Origin of the sequence: Streptomyces albospinus, from assembly GCF_014648695.1 — a bacterium.
Lineage (GTDB): Bacteria > Actinomycetota > Actinomycetes > Streptomycetales > Streptomycetaceae > Streptomyces > Streptomyces albospinus.
In genome coordinates this window covers 23,211-38,528 of sequence record NZ_BMRP01000004.1, presented here as the reverse complement: position 1 = coordinate 38,528, position 15,318 = coordinate 23,211, and the positions used below count along the sequence as shown (strand labels likewise).

The following is a 15,318-nucleotide window of genomic DNA, read 5'->3' as shown; positions in this document are numbered from 1 at the left end:
GCCGCGGCGTCCGCCGCGGCCGGACCGACGCCCTGCACCGCGTCACCCTCACCGTCCGCCCCGGCGAGACGGTCGCCCTGATGGGCCGCAACGGGGCGGGCAAGTCCACCCTGCTGACGACCCTGGTCGGGATGCACGAGCCGGCTGCCGGGACGGTCCGCGTGGGCGGCGCCGTTCCGCACCGCACCCGCCCCCGCGACCTGCTGCGCCGGGTCGGCCTGGTGCCGCAGGAGCCCCGGGAGCTGCTCTGCGCGGACACCGTGGCCGCCGAGTGCACCGCCGCCGACCAGGACGCCGGCGCACCCGCCGGCAGCTGCCGGGAACTCGTCGGCCGACTGCTGCCCGGCGTCGCGGACTCGGCGCACCCCCGCGATCTGTCCGAGGGCCAGCGCCTCGCCCTCGCGCTGGCCGTGGTGCTGACCGCCCGGCCTCCGCTGCTGCTGCTCGACGAGCCCACCCGCGGCCTGGACTACGCGGCCAAGGCCCGGCTGGTCGACCTGCTGCGCGCCCTGGCCGCCGAGGGCCATGCCGTCGTCCTGGCCACCCATGACGTGGAGCTGGCCGCCGAACTGGCGCACCGCGTCGTCATCCTGGCGGACGGCGAGATCGTCGCCGACGGCCCCACCGACGACGTGGTGGTCTCCTCGCCGTCGTTCGCCCCGCAGGTCGCCAAGATCCTCTCCCCGCTGCCCTGGCTGACCGTCTCCCAGGTCGCGCGCGCCCTGGAGGCGACGGCATGACCACCCCGCCCCGCCCGGCCCGTGCGGTACGCCTCGGCCCCCGCTCCGTCGCCGCGCTGGTCCTGGTCTCGGCCGTCGGCGTGATGGCGTTCGGCTGGCCGCTGCTCGCCGGTTCGGCGTCCGGGCTCGCCCATTCCCAGGACGCGCCCTGGCTGTTCGCGGCGCTGCTGCCGCTGCTGCTCGCCGTAGTGCTGGCGACGGTCGCGGATTCTCCCCCGGCCGACACCGGGCGGACCCCCGGCCTCGACGCCAAGGCCATCGCGATGCTCGGCGTGCTGGCCGCCGCGGGGGCGGCGCTGCGCCCGCTGGGGGCGGGGACCGCCGGGATCGAGCCGATGTTCTTCCTGATGGTGCTGTCGGGACGGGTGCTCGGTCCGGGGTTCGGCTTCGTCCTGGGGTCGGTGGCGATGTTCGCGTCGGCGCTGCTGACCGGCGGCGTCGGCCCGTGGCTGCCGTTCCAGATGCTGTCGATGGGGTGGGTCTCGATGGGCGCGGGGCTGCTGCCGGGGTGGGGAGGGCTGCGCGGGCGCCGCGAGCTGGCCCTGCTCGCCGCGTACGGGGCACTCGCCGCGGTCCTGTACGGGCTGGTGATGAACCTCCAGGGCTGGCCGTACATCGCCGGTCTGGCCTCCGGCGTCTCCTTCGTCCCCGGCGACCCGCTGCACGACAACCTGGCCCGCTACCTCGCCTACTGCCTGGCCACCTCGCTCGGCTGGGACCTGCCGCGCGCCCTGGTCACCGTCGTGCTGACCGCCACGCTCGGCGGCACGGTCCTCAAGGCGCTGCGCCGCGCCACCCGCCGTGCCGCCTTCGAGGCCCCGGTCTCCTTCGCCCCGGATACGCCACCGGCGGCCGGGGCAACCGGGGCGGCCGACACGGCCGGGCCTGCCGGGCCCGCCACTACAGCCGCTGAATGATCGTCCCGGTCGCCAGCCCGCCACCGGCGCACATCGTGACCAGCGCGAACTCCTTGTCCCGGCGCTCCAGTTCGTGAAGGGCGGTGGTGATGAGCCGGGCGCCGGTGGCGCCGACCGGGTGGCCGAGGGCGATGGCGCCGCCGTTGACGTTCACCTTCGTCAGGTCCTGCTCGAAGACCTGCGCCCAGGACAGGACGACGGAGGCGAACGCCTCGTTGATCTCGACGAGGTCGATGTCCTTCAGCGACATCCCGGCCTTGCCCAGCACCGCCCGGGTCGCGTCGATCGGCCCGTCCAGGTGGAAGTGCGGGTCGGAGCCGACCAGCGCCTGGGCCACGATGCGGGCCCGCGGCTTGAGTTTGAGGGCGCGCGCCATCCTCTTGGAGGCCCACATCACCGCGCAGGCGCCGTCGGAGATCTGCGAGGAGTTGCCCGCGGTGTGGACGGCGGTGGGCATGACCGGCTTGAGGCCGCCGAGCGCCGCCATGCTGGTGTCCCGCAGCCCCTCGTCGCGGTCGACCAGCCGCCACATGCCCCCTCCCGCGGCCTGTTCGTCCTCCGTGGTGGGGACCTGGACAGCGAAGGTCTCCCGTTTGAAACGCTCCTCGGCCCAGGCGGTGGCCGCGCGCTCCTGGGAGATCAGGCCGAGCGAGTCGACGTTCTCGCGGGTCAGGCCGCGGTGCCGGGCGATGCGCTCGGCGGCCTCGAACTGGTTGGGCAGATCGACGTTCCACTCGTCGGGCCAGGGCTTCCCCGGGCCGTGCTTGGAGCCGCTGCCGAGGGGGACCCGGGACATCGCCTCGACGCCGCAGCCGATCCCGATGTCGATGACACCGGCCGCGATCATGTTGGCCACCATGTGGTTGGCCTGCTGGGAGGAGCCGCACTGGCAGTCGACGGTGGTGGCCGCGGTCTCGTACGGGAGGCCCATGGCGAGCCAGGCGTTGCGGGCCGGGTTCATGGACTGCTCGCCGGCGTGGCTGACGGTGCCGCCGACGATCTGCTCGACGCAGTCGGGCTGGATGCCCGTACGGGCGAGGAGTTCGCGGTACGTCTCGCCCAGGAGGTAGGCGGGGTGGAGGTTGGCGAGCGCACCTCCGCGCTTGCCGATCGGGGTGCGTACGGCTTCGACGATGACGGGTTCCGCGGCCATGACTGACTCGTCCTCTCCTCGCGTCCGCGGGCGTCCCGGCGCCCGCAGAGGGAAGAACTAGTACGCGTTCTAGTTCTGCGAACAGTCTCGTGAGCCGCACCCCGGGGCGCAAGGGGGCTGCAACGCCCTTGTGCGCAATACGTATTGCCGTGACCCTTGCCACTTGCAGAACCCGTTACTACCTTCACCGCGACCAGATCTGATGACCCGTCAGCACAACGGTCAGGAGACGCCATCCCCCGCGTCCGACGTCAGCCGGCCCAGGAGTCGCCGATGCACTGCCCCGCGTTCCCCGAAGGGTTCGACTTCACCGACCCCGACGTCTACCAGTCCCGCGTCCCGCTCCCGGAGTTCGCGCGGCTGCGGCAGACCGCGCCCGTGTGGTGGAACGCCCAGCCGCACGGCATCGCCGGCTTCGACGACGACGGCTACTGGGTCGTCACCCGCCATCAGGACGTCAAGGAGGTGTCCACCAGGCCGGACGTCTTCTCCGCCAACCTCAACACCTCGATCATCCGCTTCAACCCGGGCATCTCCCGCGACCAGATCGAGGTACAGAAGCTGATCATGCTCAACATGGACCCGCCCGAGCACACCCGGGTCCGCCAGATCGTGCAGCGCGGCTTCACCCCGCGCTCCATCCGCGCCCTGGAGGAGGCGCTGCGCCACCGGGCGGAGCGGATCGTCGCCGAGGCGCGGCAGCGGGGCGCCGGCGACTTCGTCACCGAGATCGCCTGCGAACTCCCCCTCCAGGCCATCGCCGAACTCATCGGCATCCCCCAGGACGACCGGGCCCGCATCTTCGACTGGTCGAACAAGATGATCGGCTACGACGACCCGGAGCTGGCCATCACCGAAGAGGTCGGCGCCAACGCGGCCATGGAGCTGATCTCGTACGCGATGAACCTCGCCGCGGCCCGCAAGGAGTGCCCGGCCGAGGACATCGTCAGCCGGCTGGTGGCGGCGGAGCACGAAGGGAACCTCGGATCCGACGAATTCGGGTTCTTCGTGCTGCTGCTGGCGGTGGCCGGCAACGAGACGACGCGCAACGCCATCACCCATGGCATGCACGCCTTTCTCACCCACCCCGACCAGTGGGAGCTCTACAAACGCGAGCGCCCGGCGACCGCCGCCGAGGAAATAGTGCGCTGGGCGACACCAGTGGTCTCCTTCCAGCGCACCGCCACCCAGGACACCGAACTGGGCGGTGCGCAGATCAGGAAGGGCCAGCGCGTCGGGATCTTCTACTCCTCCGCAAATCACGACCCCGAGGTCTTCGCGCACCCCGAGGTCTTCGACATCACCCGCGATCCCAATCCCCATCTGGGATTCGGGGGCGGCGGCCCGCACTTCTGCCTCGGCAAGTCCCTCGCCGTACTGGAAATCAACCTGATCTTCCACGCCATCGCGGATGCCATGCCCGACATCTCCCTGGCGGGCGATCCGCGCCGGCTGCGCTCGGCCTGGCTCAACGGCGTCAAGGAACTCCAGGTCCATTACGGCTGAGGACCCTCCGCCCCGGCGTCACGGCTCCGCACCTGACGGCCCGGATCTCACGGCCGGATCTCACGGCCGTGGAAGGCCGATCGCCAGGGTCAGCAGCACCACGGCCGCCGCCGACGCGCTCAGGAACACGGCGACGAGCCGCTTCCGCAACGCCCGGTAGACGCTCTCGTATTCGGTCCGCAGACCGGCGCTGCGGACCGCGATACGTTCCAGATAGACCCGGGAGATCTCGCGCTGGTCCCGGCAGTAGTGCCGTACCACCTCCTGCCGCTGTGATTCGGTGAGCCAGGGCAGCCCCGCGCAGAAGGCGTTCGCCCGGGTGCGCGCCCGGTCCTTCTCCGCCGCCCAGAGCAGATACCCCTCGATCTCGTTGATCGCCTCGTCCATCCGTATCACCCCGTCCTTCCCGGTCACGTCACGCATCGATCGCACCCGCTACCCCGGGATGATGCACATCGAACGCCGGGGATTCGGACCGAATACGCGGAAGAGCAAGGAAGTTGTGCCGTGGCGGCGGACACGACGTCGCCCATTCCAGCGAACGGCCGTATCCCCAGGGATCGTCACGGACCACCCGCGCCCCGTATTTCGCGGTCTTCCAGACGTTGTAGAGGAACGGCAGCAGGGAGAGCCCGAGAACGAAGGAGAAGATGGTGGAGACGGTGTTGAGGGTGGTGAAGCCGTCGGCCGCCAGATAGTCCGGGATACGGCGCAGCATGCCGTTCGCGCCCAGCCAGTGCTGGACGAGGAACGTGCCGTGGAAGCCGATGAACAGCGTCCAGAACGTGATCTTGCCGAGCCGCTCGTCGAGCATCCTGCCGGTGAACTTCGGCCACCAGAAGTGGAATCCGGCGAACATCGCGAAGACGACCGTACCGAAGACGACGTAGTGGAAGTGCGCCACGACGAAATACGTGTCGGAGATGTGGAAGTCCATCGGCGGCGAGGCCAGGATGACACCGGTCAGACCACCGAAGACAAAGGTGACGAGAAATCCGACCGCCCAGAGCATCGGCGTCTCGAAGGACAGCGAGCCCTGCCACATCGTGCCGATCCAGTTGAAGAACTTCACACCGGTCGGGACCGCGATGAGGAACGTCATGAAGGAGAAGAACGGCAGCAGCACGCCGCCCGTCACATACATGTGGTGCGCCCACACCGTGACCGAAAGACCGGCGATGGAAATCGTCGCGGCGATCAGACCGATGTAACCGAACATCGGCTTCCGGGAGAAGACCGGAATGACCTCGGAAATAATGCCGAAGAACGGCAGCGCGATGATGTAGACCTCCGGATGCCCGAAGAACCAGAACAGATGCTGCCAGAGCAGCGCTCCGCCGTTCGCCGCGTCGAATACATGGGCACCGAATTTACGGTCCGCCTCCAGGGCGAACAGCGCGGCGGCCAGCACCGGGAAGGCGAGCAGGACCAGCACACCGGTCAGCAGCACGTTCCACACGAAGATCGGCATCCGGAACATCGTCATGCCGGGGGCGCGCAGGCAGATGATGGTGGTGATGAAGTTGACCGAGCCGAGGATCGTGCCGAAGCCCGAGAAGGCCAGCCCCGTGATCCACATGTCGCCGCCAATACCGGGGGAATGAACGGCGTCGGAGAGCGGCGCATAGGCGAACCACCCGAAATCCGCCGCCCCTTGCGGGGTGAGGAATCCGGCCACCGCGATCAGCGAACCGAAGAGGTAGAGCCAGTAGGCGAGCATATTGAGCCGGGGAAACGCCACATCGGGCGCGCCGATCTGCAACGGCATGATCCAGTTCGCGAATCCGGCGAACAGCGGCGTCGCGAACATCAGCAGCATGATCGTGCCGTGCATCGTGAACGCCTGGTCGAACTGCTCGTTCGACAGCAGCTGGTGCCCGGGGCGGGCCAGTTCGGCACGCATCACCAGGGCCAGCAGCCCGCCGACGCAGAAGAAGGCGAAGGCGGTGACCAGGTAGAGCGTGCCGATGGTCTTGTGGTCGGTGCTGGTCAGCCACTTCACGGGGAGCGGCTTCGCGGACCGCGACCGCACGGAGGGGGGCTCCGCGGGCAGCGGCTTCACAGGAGACGTCATGCCCCGTAGGTGTCCGCGGCCCCCGGAATCGTCACCACGCACCGCCGTTCCGCCGGGGTGTGAAGTCTCACCCGGGGAGGGTGTGAAGATCGGCGGCATGCCGGACACCAAGGGTTCATGAGCACGGACGACGCCTTCGCCGAGGCATATCGCGCGCACTACTGGGCGGTCAGCCGCTTCGTGGCGCGGCGGCTGGACGCCCCGGCACACGAGGTCGAGGAGGTGGTGGCGGAGGTCTTCTCCATAGCGTGGCGAAGACGCACCGAGCTCCCCGACACACCGCTGCCCTGGCTGTACGGGGTGGCCCGCAACTGCCTTGCCAACACGGTGCGCGGGCTCGGCCGCTACCGGCGGCTGCTGCACCGGCTGGGCAACCACGAGGCGGCGCACGGCCGGCAGACCGTGGACAGCCCGGACACCGAGCGGCCCGGCTCCTGGGTGCACGAGGCGCTGGCCCGCCTCTCCGCCGCCGACCAGGAGGTGCTCCGACTGACCACCTGGGAGGAGCTGACCGTCGAGGAGCTGGCGGTCGCCCTCGGCTGCGGCCGGAGCGCCGCCGCCATGCGGCTGCACCGGGCCCGGCGCCGCCTGCGCGCGGAGATCGACCGTACGCGGACGACCGTGTCCGTACGAGCAGGAGGCGACGCCCATGAGTGACGAACTGGAGCTGCTGCGTGCGGCCAACCCGGTGCCGGCCGGCGAAGGCCCCTGGCGGGACCGCCCGTTGGACGCCACCGCGGAACGCGGCCTCAACCGCCTGCTGCACGGTACCCGCACCCGGCGCGCCCGCCGCCGCCTCGTGCTGCGCGCCGAGGCCGCCGTACTCGCCCTGGTCGGCGTGCTCGCCTTCACCCTCTCCGACGCCGGCAGCAGCCCGGCCGTCGCCGCCCCCGCCGCCCTCGTCCCGCACGCCGGCACCGCGCCCGTATCGCTGGCCGAACTGGCCCGCAGGGCCCAGGCCACGGCGCGGACAGCAGGCCCCGGGGACGGGCCGCGGCGCGGCAGCCATCTCCAGAGCTGGTACCTGAGCATGCAGACCGGTCCGGACGCCGCGTCTCCGGTCACCGTGCCCGAGGAGCGCATCACCCGCTGGAACGCCGACGGCAGCGGCTCGGAACTGGTCGTGGCCACCGACCCGCGGCACCCGGGCCGCCCGGTGATCCACGACGACAACGGCCGCTGGACGACCGTCGGCGACGGCGAGGTCCTGCACCGCAAGACCTATCCGCCCGGCTCCGGCGACGGGCACCGCGGCCTCGCCGCCCGGACGAAGCCGCCCACCGACCCCGCGGCGCTGCGCGCGCTCCTGGCGTCCCTCTACGGAAGCGGCGACACCGAGCACACCGCGAGCACCACCCCCCAACTCCTCCTCGCCCTCTCCTCGTTCCGCCAGGAGTGGACACCGGGACCGCGCGAGACGGCCGCGATCGTCCGGATGCTGGCCGACACCGGGGGCCTGCGGCCGGCCGGCGCGGTCACCGACCGGCTGGGCCGCCGCGGCCAGGCATACGTCCACGACGGCCCGGACGGCGGCATGAACGCCACCCGCCAGATGGTGATCCTCGATCCCCGTACCGGCCAACTCCTGGGTACGGAGATCACCTTCACCAAGGACCTGCCGGACTTCCGGATCACGGCGGGTGAGGTGCTGTCGTACGAGGCGTGGATGCCGTGACGGTACGCGGCTTGGACGCCGTGACACCGGCCGGCCCCACCGAACCGCCCGGGACCCGCGGCAGGGCCGCCCGAGTGGCGGGGCACCCCCGCATGGCGGATCCTTGAGGGACGCGACGATCCTTCGGCGCGGTGGTGCCCGGCACCACCGCGCCGTTTTCCTGCGCCCCGATACGCGGCTCCCACCCCGCCCCCGCACCGCTCCCGCCCGCCCGCCCGGACGAGCGCATCACCCCCACCCGCCCGGAAAGCGCCGCGCCGACCGCCGCAACCGGCTGCCCGGAACATGACAGATCCGGCCACCGGCACGCGCCGAGACCGGCCGCCCGCCACGTGCCGAAACCAGCCGCCCGCCACATGACGCAGGCCACAATCCACCAACGGTTGCGGCCGATCCTCGCGAGATGGATCACAGCCGAAAGTCCCCGGAAAAGATCCCCGGAACCACGTTTGCCCTGCAAGGAGCGGGTAGACGAGCGACTGTGCGGTCATCCGCCTACTGTCCGTGATGACCCGTTCTGCCCCTATGGTCGACCTTTGCCCGTCACGCCATGGCGGGCAGTGCCATGAAGTCGTCCAAGAGAGCGCAGGCGAGCGAACACGTGCCGACGCAGTCCCCCATCGCACCCGGGTCCGATACGAAGGCCGGCGGCCGTGTGAACGCCACCGAGCCGCGCTCGGCGTCCACGAAGCGGCTGACGGCGGACGAGGTCACCGTCGTCGACCCCGCGATGGTCAAGCGCGCGGTGTCCGCCGCCGCCCTCGGTAACGCGATGGAGTGGTTCGACTTCGGTGTCTACAGCTACATCGCGGTCACCCTCGGGCACGTCTTCTTCCCGTCCGGGAACCCGACCGCGCAGTTGCTGTCGACGTTCGGAGCGTTCGCGGCGGCGTTCCTGGTGCGGCCCATCGGCGGCATGGTCTTCGGACCGCTCGGCGACCGCATCGGCCGCCAGAAGGTCCTCGCGATCACCATGATCATGATGGCCGCCGGCACCTTCGCCATCGGCCTGATCCCGTCGTACGCCACCATCGGCGTCGGCGCGCCCATCCTGCTGCTCGTCGCCCGGCTGGTGCAGGGCTTCTCCACCGGCGGTGAATACGGCGGCGCCTCCACCTTCATCGCCGAGTACGCGCCCGACAAGAAGCGCGGCTTCCTGGGCAGTTGGCTGGAGTTCGGCACCCTGGCCGGTTACGTGGGCGGCGCCGGCCTGGTCACGCTGATGACCGCGCTGCTGTCCACCGAGGACCTCAACTCCTGGGGCTGGCGCATCCCGTTCCTGATCGCCGGCCCGATGGGCATCATCGGCCTCTACCTGCGGATGCGCCTCGAAGAGACCCCGGCCTTCGCCCAGTTGGAGAAGGAGGCCCGCACCAAGGAGAAGGATCGCCGCGCCGCAGAGAAGCGGATCGGCCTCCGCGAGATGGTCTTCGGCCAGTGGCGGGCGATGCTGCTGTGCATCGGCCTGGTCCTGGTCTTCAACGTCACCGACTACATGCTGCTGTCGTACATGCCGAGCTACCTCACCTCGGAACTGAAGTACGACGAGACGCACGGGCTGCTGGTCGTGCTCGGCGTGATGGTCGTGATGATGGTCGTCCAGCCGTTCGCGGGCAAGCTCTCCGACCGCTTCGGCCGCCGCCCGGTCATCGCGGCCGGCTGCCTGGGCTTCCTGGTGCTGTCGGTTCCGGCGCTGCTGCTGATCCGCCAGGGCTCGCTGGTCGCCATCGCACTGGGCATGGCCGCGCTCGGCCTGCTGCTCGTCTGCTTCACCTCCGCGATGCCGTCCGCACTGCCCGCGCTCTTCCCGACCAAGGTGCGCTACGGCTCCCTGTCGATCGGCTTCAACATCTCGGTGTCGCTCTTCGGCGGCACGACGCCGCTGGTGGTCACGGCCCTGATCGGCGCGACCGGCAACAAGATGATGCCCGCCTACTACATGATGGCCGCGGCCGTCATCGGCGGCATCGCCGTCCTCCTGATGTCCGAGAGCGCCCGCAAGCCCCTCCCGGGCTCCCCGCCGGCCGTCGAAACGGAACAGGAAGCCCGCGAGCTCGCAGCAGCCGCAGCGGACCGCTGAGCGCCCTGCGGCCTGTTCCCCGACGCCGACCCGTACCTACCTCTGGTCTTTTCCCCGCCGCCCACCCATACCTCTGGTCTTTTCCCCGCCGCCCACCCCCCTTCGGGGGGTGGGCGGGTGTGGTGCAGATGTGGTGCGGGGCGGCGTCCGCGCTCGGGCGGCGTGCGCAGGGCCGATCACGCAGGGCCGATCGCGCAGGTCGAGTGCCAAGCGTGGTTCGCGCGCAGATGGAGTGCGGAACGCCGTTCGTGCTAAGGCAGTTCCCACGACACCGTGATGCGCAGGCGCGGCCGGTACAGCGATGCGCGATGTCCCGGCACTCCACAGGCGCGGCAACGACGCGCACACGCACGCGCACGCGCAGCAAAGATGCTCACGCTCAGGTTCAGTCGCAGCCGTACCGTAATGCGCCGGTGCAGCAGCAGGTGGAACCGAGGGCACCGCGCCACCCGTCTGTGACGCTGCCGATCGCGGGGATCGGTACGCGGGGATCGGTACGCAGGCATCGATATGCGCGGAGCGGTACGCAGGGTCCGGTACGCGGGGATCGGTACACGGGGAACGCGTACGCAGAGAGACCGTACGCGCGGAACGCGTACGCGGGGGACGGGGGACTCCATGGGAACAGCGACAGGCGTCATCACCGGCGCGGGGGCAGGCGCCCGCATGCGCGCGCGGGTCGCAGAGCGCGCCACCGGGCGGCGGCGTGCGCTGTGCGTCGTTCTGGTCCTGCTGGCCGTGCAGCTCGGCTGGCTCGCGCGGCCCGCGTACGCCTGCGGTTGCGGGGCGATGGTGCACGGTCCGAACGCCACCATGGCGGTGCACCACGAGACGTCCGCGGTCCGCTGGGACGGCACGACCGAGCAGATCATGATGAGTCTGACCGTCGACGGCAACGCCCCGGACGCCGCCTGGATCATGCCCGTACCGCACCGCGCCACCGTGCGGCTCGGCCATCCCGAACTTCTCACCGAACTCGGCCGGCTCACCGAACCGGTCACCGAACACCGCAGCTACTTCTGGCCGCGCAGCGGCGACTGGCCCTTCGAGTGGAGCTTCGGCGGCGCCACGGCCCCGGCCCCCGGCGCCAGGGCTCCGGGCGTCGGTGTCGTCGGGCGTGAGCGCCTGGGCCCCTTCGACGTCGCCCGGCTGACCGCCACCGACCCCGAGGCCCTGCGCAACTGGCTGAAAACCAATGGCTTTCAGCTGCCTCCCTCGCTCGCCGAGGAACTCCGCCCGTACGTGACCCAGCGCTGGGAGTACGTGGCGATCCGGCTGGCCCCCGCCGAACGGCACACCTACCTCACCGGCACCCTCGATCCGCTGCGGCTCACCTTCGCCAGCGAGCGCCTCGTCTACCCCATGCGGCTCTCCCGCCTCGCCAGGACGCCCCAGTCGCTGAGCCTCTATCTGCTCGCGCCACACCGGATGGAGCCGCACAGCGCCATCGGAGGAGCGTCACCCCAGGTCCTCTACGCAGGACGGATCCGGCCACTCGGCGCCGTACGCGACTTCAGCGGCGCCGGCCCGGCCTTTCTGACCGCCCTCGACCAGAGCTTCCCGGAACCCCGACGCATCAGCGGCGACCACGAGTTCCGCCGCACCGCCGCGGACACGCCGTACCAGCGGGTGACCTACGCGTACTCCCTCCTGGAGGTCGGCGGAATCCCCCTCTGGATCCCCACGGTCGGCGGAGTGCCGCTGCTCCTGGTTGCGGCGACGGCCCTGGCCGTCGGCCACCACGCCCGTCGCCGCGCCGCCCCACCGGCCCCGGTACGGGTCCCACCACCCCTCGGATGAGCACCGCCGGCTGCGGAACGGGCGGACGCCCCGCGAGCCGGACGGCCCTGACCGGCCTCCCGTGCGTCCCATGGGGCGCGATGGTGGGCATGAGCACCGTGAAGATCAATGATGCCGTCAAGGCGCGCACATAGAGACGGCCCGCGCGCGGGGTCGATACCAAGTCAGTTGAGCGCTGGGTCGACCTCGGACGCACCCCACGGCGAGTCACGGCGCTGAAAGCCGCTGAGCCCCTGGGGGAAGACGTGCATGCACTGTGGCCATCTCTGCGCCAGGCACGGGCAGCACGAGCGGTGAGCCCTGAGTTGGTCGCGCTGTACGACAAGCGCGCAGACCTGCCCGTCTCGGTCTTCGTGGATCTCCTCGCAGCAGCGCGGGAACACATCGACATCCTTGTGTACGCCGCCGTGTTCCTGCACGAGGCGTATCCCCGGCTCAACGACCTTCTGCGGGAACGGGCGGCGGAGGGGTGCAACGTCCGCATCGCCGTAGAGGACGCCGACAGTGCCAACGTCCAACAGCGGGGAAAAGAAGAGGAATTCGGGCACGGCATCGAATCCCGTTGCCGCCTCGCGCTGATGCACTACCGGCCCTTGCTCACGGTTCCCGGCATCGAGATGCGGACCCACGGAACGACTCTCTACAACAGCTTGTACCGCGCAGACGACCAGCTCTTGGTCAACGCCCATGTGTGGGGCGTGAACGCCTATGGGGCACCCGTACGGCACCTACGGCGGAACAACGACGGCGGCATGTTCAACACTTACGCGGACAGCTTCAACGCCGTATGGGAGACCGCCCGCCCCGTAGCAGGCTGAGCCCATGGCGCGGACCGAGTGCTACGACGATCCCCACGCGCCCGAGCCCAACAGTCTCGTCGTCGCCGCCTCTGCCGTCGTCACCGACGAATCGGGACGCGTGCTGCTCCAGCGACGACGAGACAACAACCTCTGGGCCCTGCCGGGCGGAGGCATGGACATGGGCGACAGCCTGCCCGGCTGCGCCGTACGAGAGGTCAAGGAAGAGACCGGACCGGACGTCGAGATCACAGGTCTCGTCGGCACCTACACCGACCCCAAACACGTCATCGCCTACAGCGGCGGGGAGGTACGCCGCCAGTTCAACATCTGCTTCACCGCCCGCGTCGTGGGCGGGACTCTGACAATCTCCGACGAGAGCACAGAGCTCCGATTCATCGCCCATGGAGAGGCTGGCCGGTGTGCGCATTTCTCCGGTGCGCTCTCCCCGCCTCCGCGCGCCCGAGCCGGAGGCGGGGAGAGCTCGGTGCCCGGCGTCCTCTGTCGAAGGTACTTCCTGAGAGCGGCCGGGAGGCGAAGCTCCGCGCCAGGTCCCAGCCCTTCGCCGTGATCAGCGCCTCGCACTACTCCCGCTGGGCCTCGGGACTGGCCCGGGAATCGTCCTCACGACGCTTTGACTGTCTGATGTAGGAGACTGCACGCACTTGGTCCAGATGACGACGCCAGTCAGGCGTCCGGTTTGTGAGAGGTGTCATGTGCCTAGCGTGGTAAAGATCAACGTGCTGACCGTCCCCGCTGAGCAGCGGGAAACCCTTGAGAAGCGCTTCGCCTCCCGCGCACACGCGGTAGAGAGCTCGGACGGCTTCGAGTGGTTCGAGCTGCTCCGCCCGGTCGAAGGCACCGACAGCTATCTGGTGTACACGCGGTGGCGTGACGAGGAGTCGTTCCAGGCATGGATGGAGGGACCCATGAAGGCGGCTCACCAGGGCGGCCAAGGGCAGGGCGCCGAGCGGCCCAAGCCCGCCGCCACCGATTCGACGCTGTGGTCCTTCGAGGTCGTTCAGCACGCCGCCCCCAAGAAAGCCTGAAGACGAAGGCACGCCTCGCCGCGCTCACCGGCGCTCTCCGCGGAGATTGCGCAAGCGCCGCGCACAGCGCAAGTACCGGCTATTGCGCAAGTACCGGCTATTGCGCAGGTACCGGATAGTGCGCAGGTACGGGATAGTGCGCAAGTGCCTCATCTCGCAAAGAGAACAGCCGGCCGCCTGGCACCACAGGCGGCCGGCTCTGTGTTGGTGAGCGGCTATCGCGTCGTGGCTTCGCCCCTCGCCGAAGCGCCGGTTCAGCCCTTCGGCCAACGGTTTATGCGCGCCGCACGGGCATTTTGCCCGATGAGCCACGAGGCCGGTTTGCATCGCGGCCGATGACCTTGCCTCGTGAGGTGAACCAGGCGAATGGGCACGCGCGCACGCTCGTCAGCAGCTGGAACCGGCTTCCTTCTTGCGGTTCTCAAGGTGGTTGATGACCACGTTGGCCAGGGCCACCAAGAGGGTGGCCAGCAAGGCCGGTAGCCATGGGTGTTGGACACGCGGCCCCGGGGCGAAGTCTTCCACGAACATGGCGGCCAGGAAGGTGGTCGCCGCCGAAAGAGCCATCTCCGCACCGCGTTTGGCTTTCGGGGTGACGGAGCTGAGGCGGAGCAGGAGACGCAGGGGGTGGATGAGCACGGCCGCGAGCAGTCCGCAGGGCAGGCACAGTACGGCGCCCCAGATGAACGGTCCCACGCCGTCGGATTCGATCAGGCCGCGGGACACCGCCGCGACGACGAGGACCGTGAGGAGCAGGACCAGGACCCCGAGGGCGAGGACGCCAAGTCCCAGTCCGGTCATGCCGAAGGCGGCCAGCACTTTGTCACGCGGGCACAGCGAGCCCCAGGTGGGCTCGGTCTCGTCATCTGATCGCTGGTGCGCCACGCCTGGTCCGCCCCCGGTTCTGGGATCTTCCTGCCACCGCCGCGCCCACCGGCCGTTCCCGTACAAAATGCCGTGCGCCCGGTGTCGCCGCTCTCGTCACAATGTCGGTATGAGTGAAGCCGTCGCCACCACCCTCCCCCTCCCCTGGGCGGTCTCCGCCGAACCGGTCGGTTCGCCGGTGGCGCGGGCGCTGCTGCGCGAGTACTACACCGAGGTCGCCGATCGCTACTACTCGCTCCACGAAGGGCGCCAGTCGACGCCCGAGGAGATCGACGACGGGCTGGCGGAGTACCCCAGCGCCGATCTGATGCCGCCCAACGGCCTGTTGCTGGTGGCCCGGCACGGCGATGAGGTGGCCGGATGCGTGGGCACGCGGCTGCTGGATGCGCGTACCGCCGAGCTCAAGCAGATGTTCGTACGGCCCGCCAAGCGCGGTCTGGGCGGTGCGGACGGCCTGCTGCGCGCCGCCGAGTCCGCCGCGCTGCGGATGGGAGCCGAGCGGATGCGGCTGGACACCCGGCTCGACCTGACGGAGGCCGTTGCGCTCTACCGGCGGCACGGTTTCGTGGAGATCGAGGCGTACCACGACGACGTCTACGCGGAGATCTTCTTCGAGAAGCCTCTGGTGGAAGGGTAGTTGGG

General features: G+C 70.0%; 13 protein-coding genes and 2 pseudogenes. 11 read left to right on the top strand and 4 right to left on the bottom strand.

Features of this window, described 5'->3' with window-relative positions; all coding sequences use genetic code 11:
• Both IEZ17_RS42095 and IEZ17_RS07610 read left to right on the top strand, forming a co-directional pair.
• Positions 1–740: ATP-binding cassette domain-containing protein (locus IEZ17_RS42095; protein ID WP_229852017.1), on the top strand; the 740-nt coding region annotated here is incomplete at its 5' end.
• Complete coding sequence (locus IEZ17_RS07610; RefSeq protein WP_189297764.1) at positions 737–1,657, top strand: ECF transporter S component; 921 nt, start codon at positions 737–739, stop codon at positions 1,655–1,657. The genes IEZ17_RS42095 and IEZ17_RS07610, both read left to right, overlap by 4 nt.
• Here IEZ17_RS07610 and IEZ17_RS07605 read toward each other — a convergent pair.
• Positions 1,641–2,810, bottom strand: coding sequence for a steroid 3-ketoacyl-CoA thiolase (locus IEZ17_RS07605; protein WP_189297762.1), 1,170 nt, complete (start codon positions 2,808–2,810; stop codon positions 1,641–1,643). The genes IEZ17_RS07610 and IEZ17_RS07605 overlap by 17 nt on opposite strands.
• Positions 2,811–3,083: 273 nt before the next feature.
• Here IEZ17_RS07605 and IEZ17_RS07600 point away from each other — a divergent pair, with 273 nt between their 5' ends.
• Positions 3,084–4,316, top strand: a complete 1,233-nt coding sequence (locus tag IEZ17_RS07600) for a cytochrome P450 (protein ID WP_189297760.1) — start codon at positions 3,084–3,086, stop codon at positions 4,314–4,316.
• A 60-nt stretch (positions 4,317–4,376) separates the two neighbouring features.
• Here IEZ17_RS07600 and IEZ17_RS07595 read toward each other — a convergent pair whose 3' ends face one another.
• Together IEZ17_RS07595 and ctaD are read right to left on the bottom strand one after the other, a co-directional pair.
• On the bottom strand, positions 4,377–4,739 hold the full coding sequence (locus IEZ17_RS07595) for a hypothetical protein (RefSeq protein WP_189297758.1): 363 nt from the start codon (positions 4,737–4,739) through the stop codon (positions 4,377–4,379).
• Complete coding sequence (gene ctaD, locus IEZ17_RS07590) at positions 4,732–6,390, bottom strand: aa3-type cytochrome oxidase subunit I (RefSeq protein WP_229852015.1); 1,659 nt, start codon at positions 6,388–6,390, stop codon at positions 4,732–4,734. The genes IEZ17_RS07595 and ctaD overlap by 8 nt, the downstream gene beginning before the upstream one ends.
• Before the next feature lie 117 nt (positions 6,391–6,507).
• Here ctaD and IEZ17_RS07585 point away from each other — a divergent pair, with 117 nt between their 5' ends.
• The 7 genes and pseudogenes from IEZ17_RS07585 to IEZ17_RS07555 all read left to right on the top strand — a co-directional run bounded on the left by IEZ17_RS07585 (position 6,508) and on the right by IEZ17_RS07555 (position 13,791).
• Complete coding sequence (locus IEZ17_RS07585; protein WP_189297756.1) at positions 6,508–7,047, top strand: RNA polymerase sigma factor; 540 nt, start codon at positions 6,508–6,510, stop codon at positions 7,045–7,047.
• Complete coding sequence (locus tag IEZ17_RS07580; RefSeq protein ID WP_189297754.1) at positions 7,040–8,065, top strand: CU044_5270 family protein; 1,026 nt, start codon at positions 7,040–7,042, stop codon at positions 8,063–8,065. Before IEZ17_RS07585 ends, IEZ17_RS07580 begins: the two co-directional genes overlap by 8 nt.
• 565 nt (positions 8,066–8,630) lie before the next feature.
• Complete coding sequence (gene proP / locus IEZ17_RS07575) at positions 8,631–10,145, top strand: glycine betaine/L-proline transporter ProP (RefSeq protein ID WP_373299749.1); 1,515 nt, start codon at positions 8,631–8,633, stop codon at positions 10,143–10,145.
• Between the two features lie 666 nt (positions 10,146–10,811).
• A complete protein-coding gene (locus tag IEZ17_RS07570) occupies positions 10,812–11,945 on the top strand; it encodes a DUF2330 domain-containing protein (RefSeq protein ID WP_189298316.1) in 1,134 nt (377 codons plus the stop codon).
• Positions 11,946–12,097: 152 nt separating this feature from the next.
• A pseudogene (locus IEZ17_RS07565) lies at positions 12,098–12,763 on the top strand (XRE family transcriptional regulator); the annotation flags it as partial.
• A gap of 4 nt (positions 12,764–12,767) precedes the next feature.
• Positions 12,768–13,154, top strand: a pseudogene (locus tag IEZ17_RS07560) (NUDIX domain-containing protein); the annotation flags it as partial.
• A gap of 304 nt (positions 13,155–13,458) precedes the next feature.
• The gene (locus IEZ17_RS07555; protein WP_229852013.1) at positions 13,459–13,791 is read left to right on the top strand and encodes an antibiotic biosynthesis monooxygenase family protein; all 333 of its coding nucleotides are present in this window, start codon (positions 13,459–13,461) and stop codon (positions 13,789–13,791) included.
• A 387-nt stretch (positions 13,792–14,178) separates the two neighbouring features.
• On the opposite strand, the gene IEZ17_RS07550 is transcribed toward IEZ17_RS07555, so the two are convergent.
• Positions 14,179–14,676 (bottom strand): hypothetical protein, encoded by a 498-nt coding sequence (locus tag IEZ17_RS07550; RefSeq protein WP_229852011.1) that lies wholly within the window; start codon positions 14,674–14,676, stop codon positions 14,179–14,181.
• A 109-nt stretch (positions 14,677–14,785) separates the two neighbouring features.
• Between IEZ17_RS07550 and IEZ17_RS07545 the strand changes: the two genes are divergently transcribed.
• Complete coding sequence (locus IEZ17_RS07545; RefSeq protein ID WP_189297750.1) at positions 14,786–15,313, top strand: GNAT family N-acetyltransferase; 528 nt, start codon at positions 14,786–14,788, stop codon at positions 15,311–15,313.
• Positions 15,314–15,318: the final 5 nt, after the last annotated feature.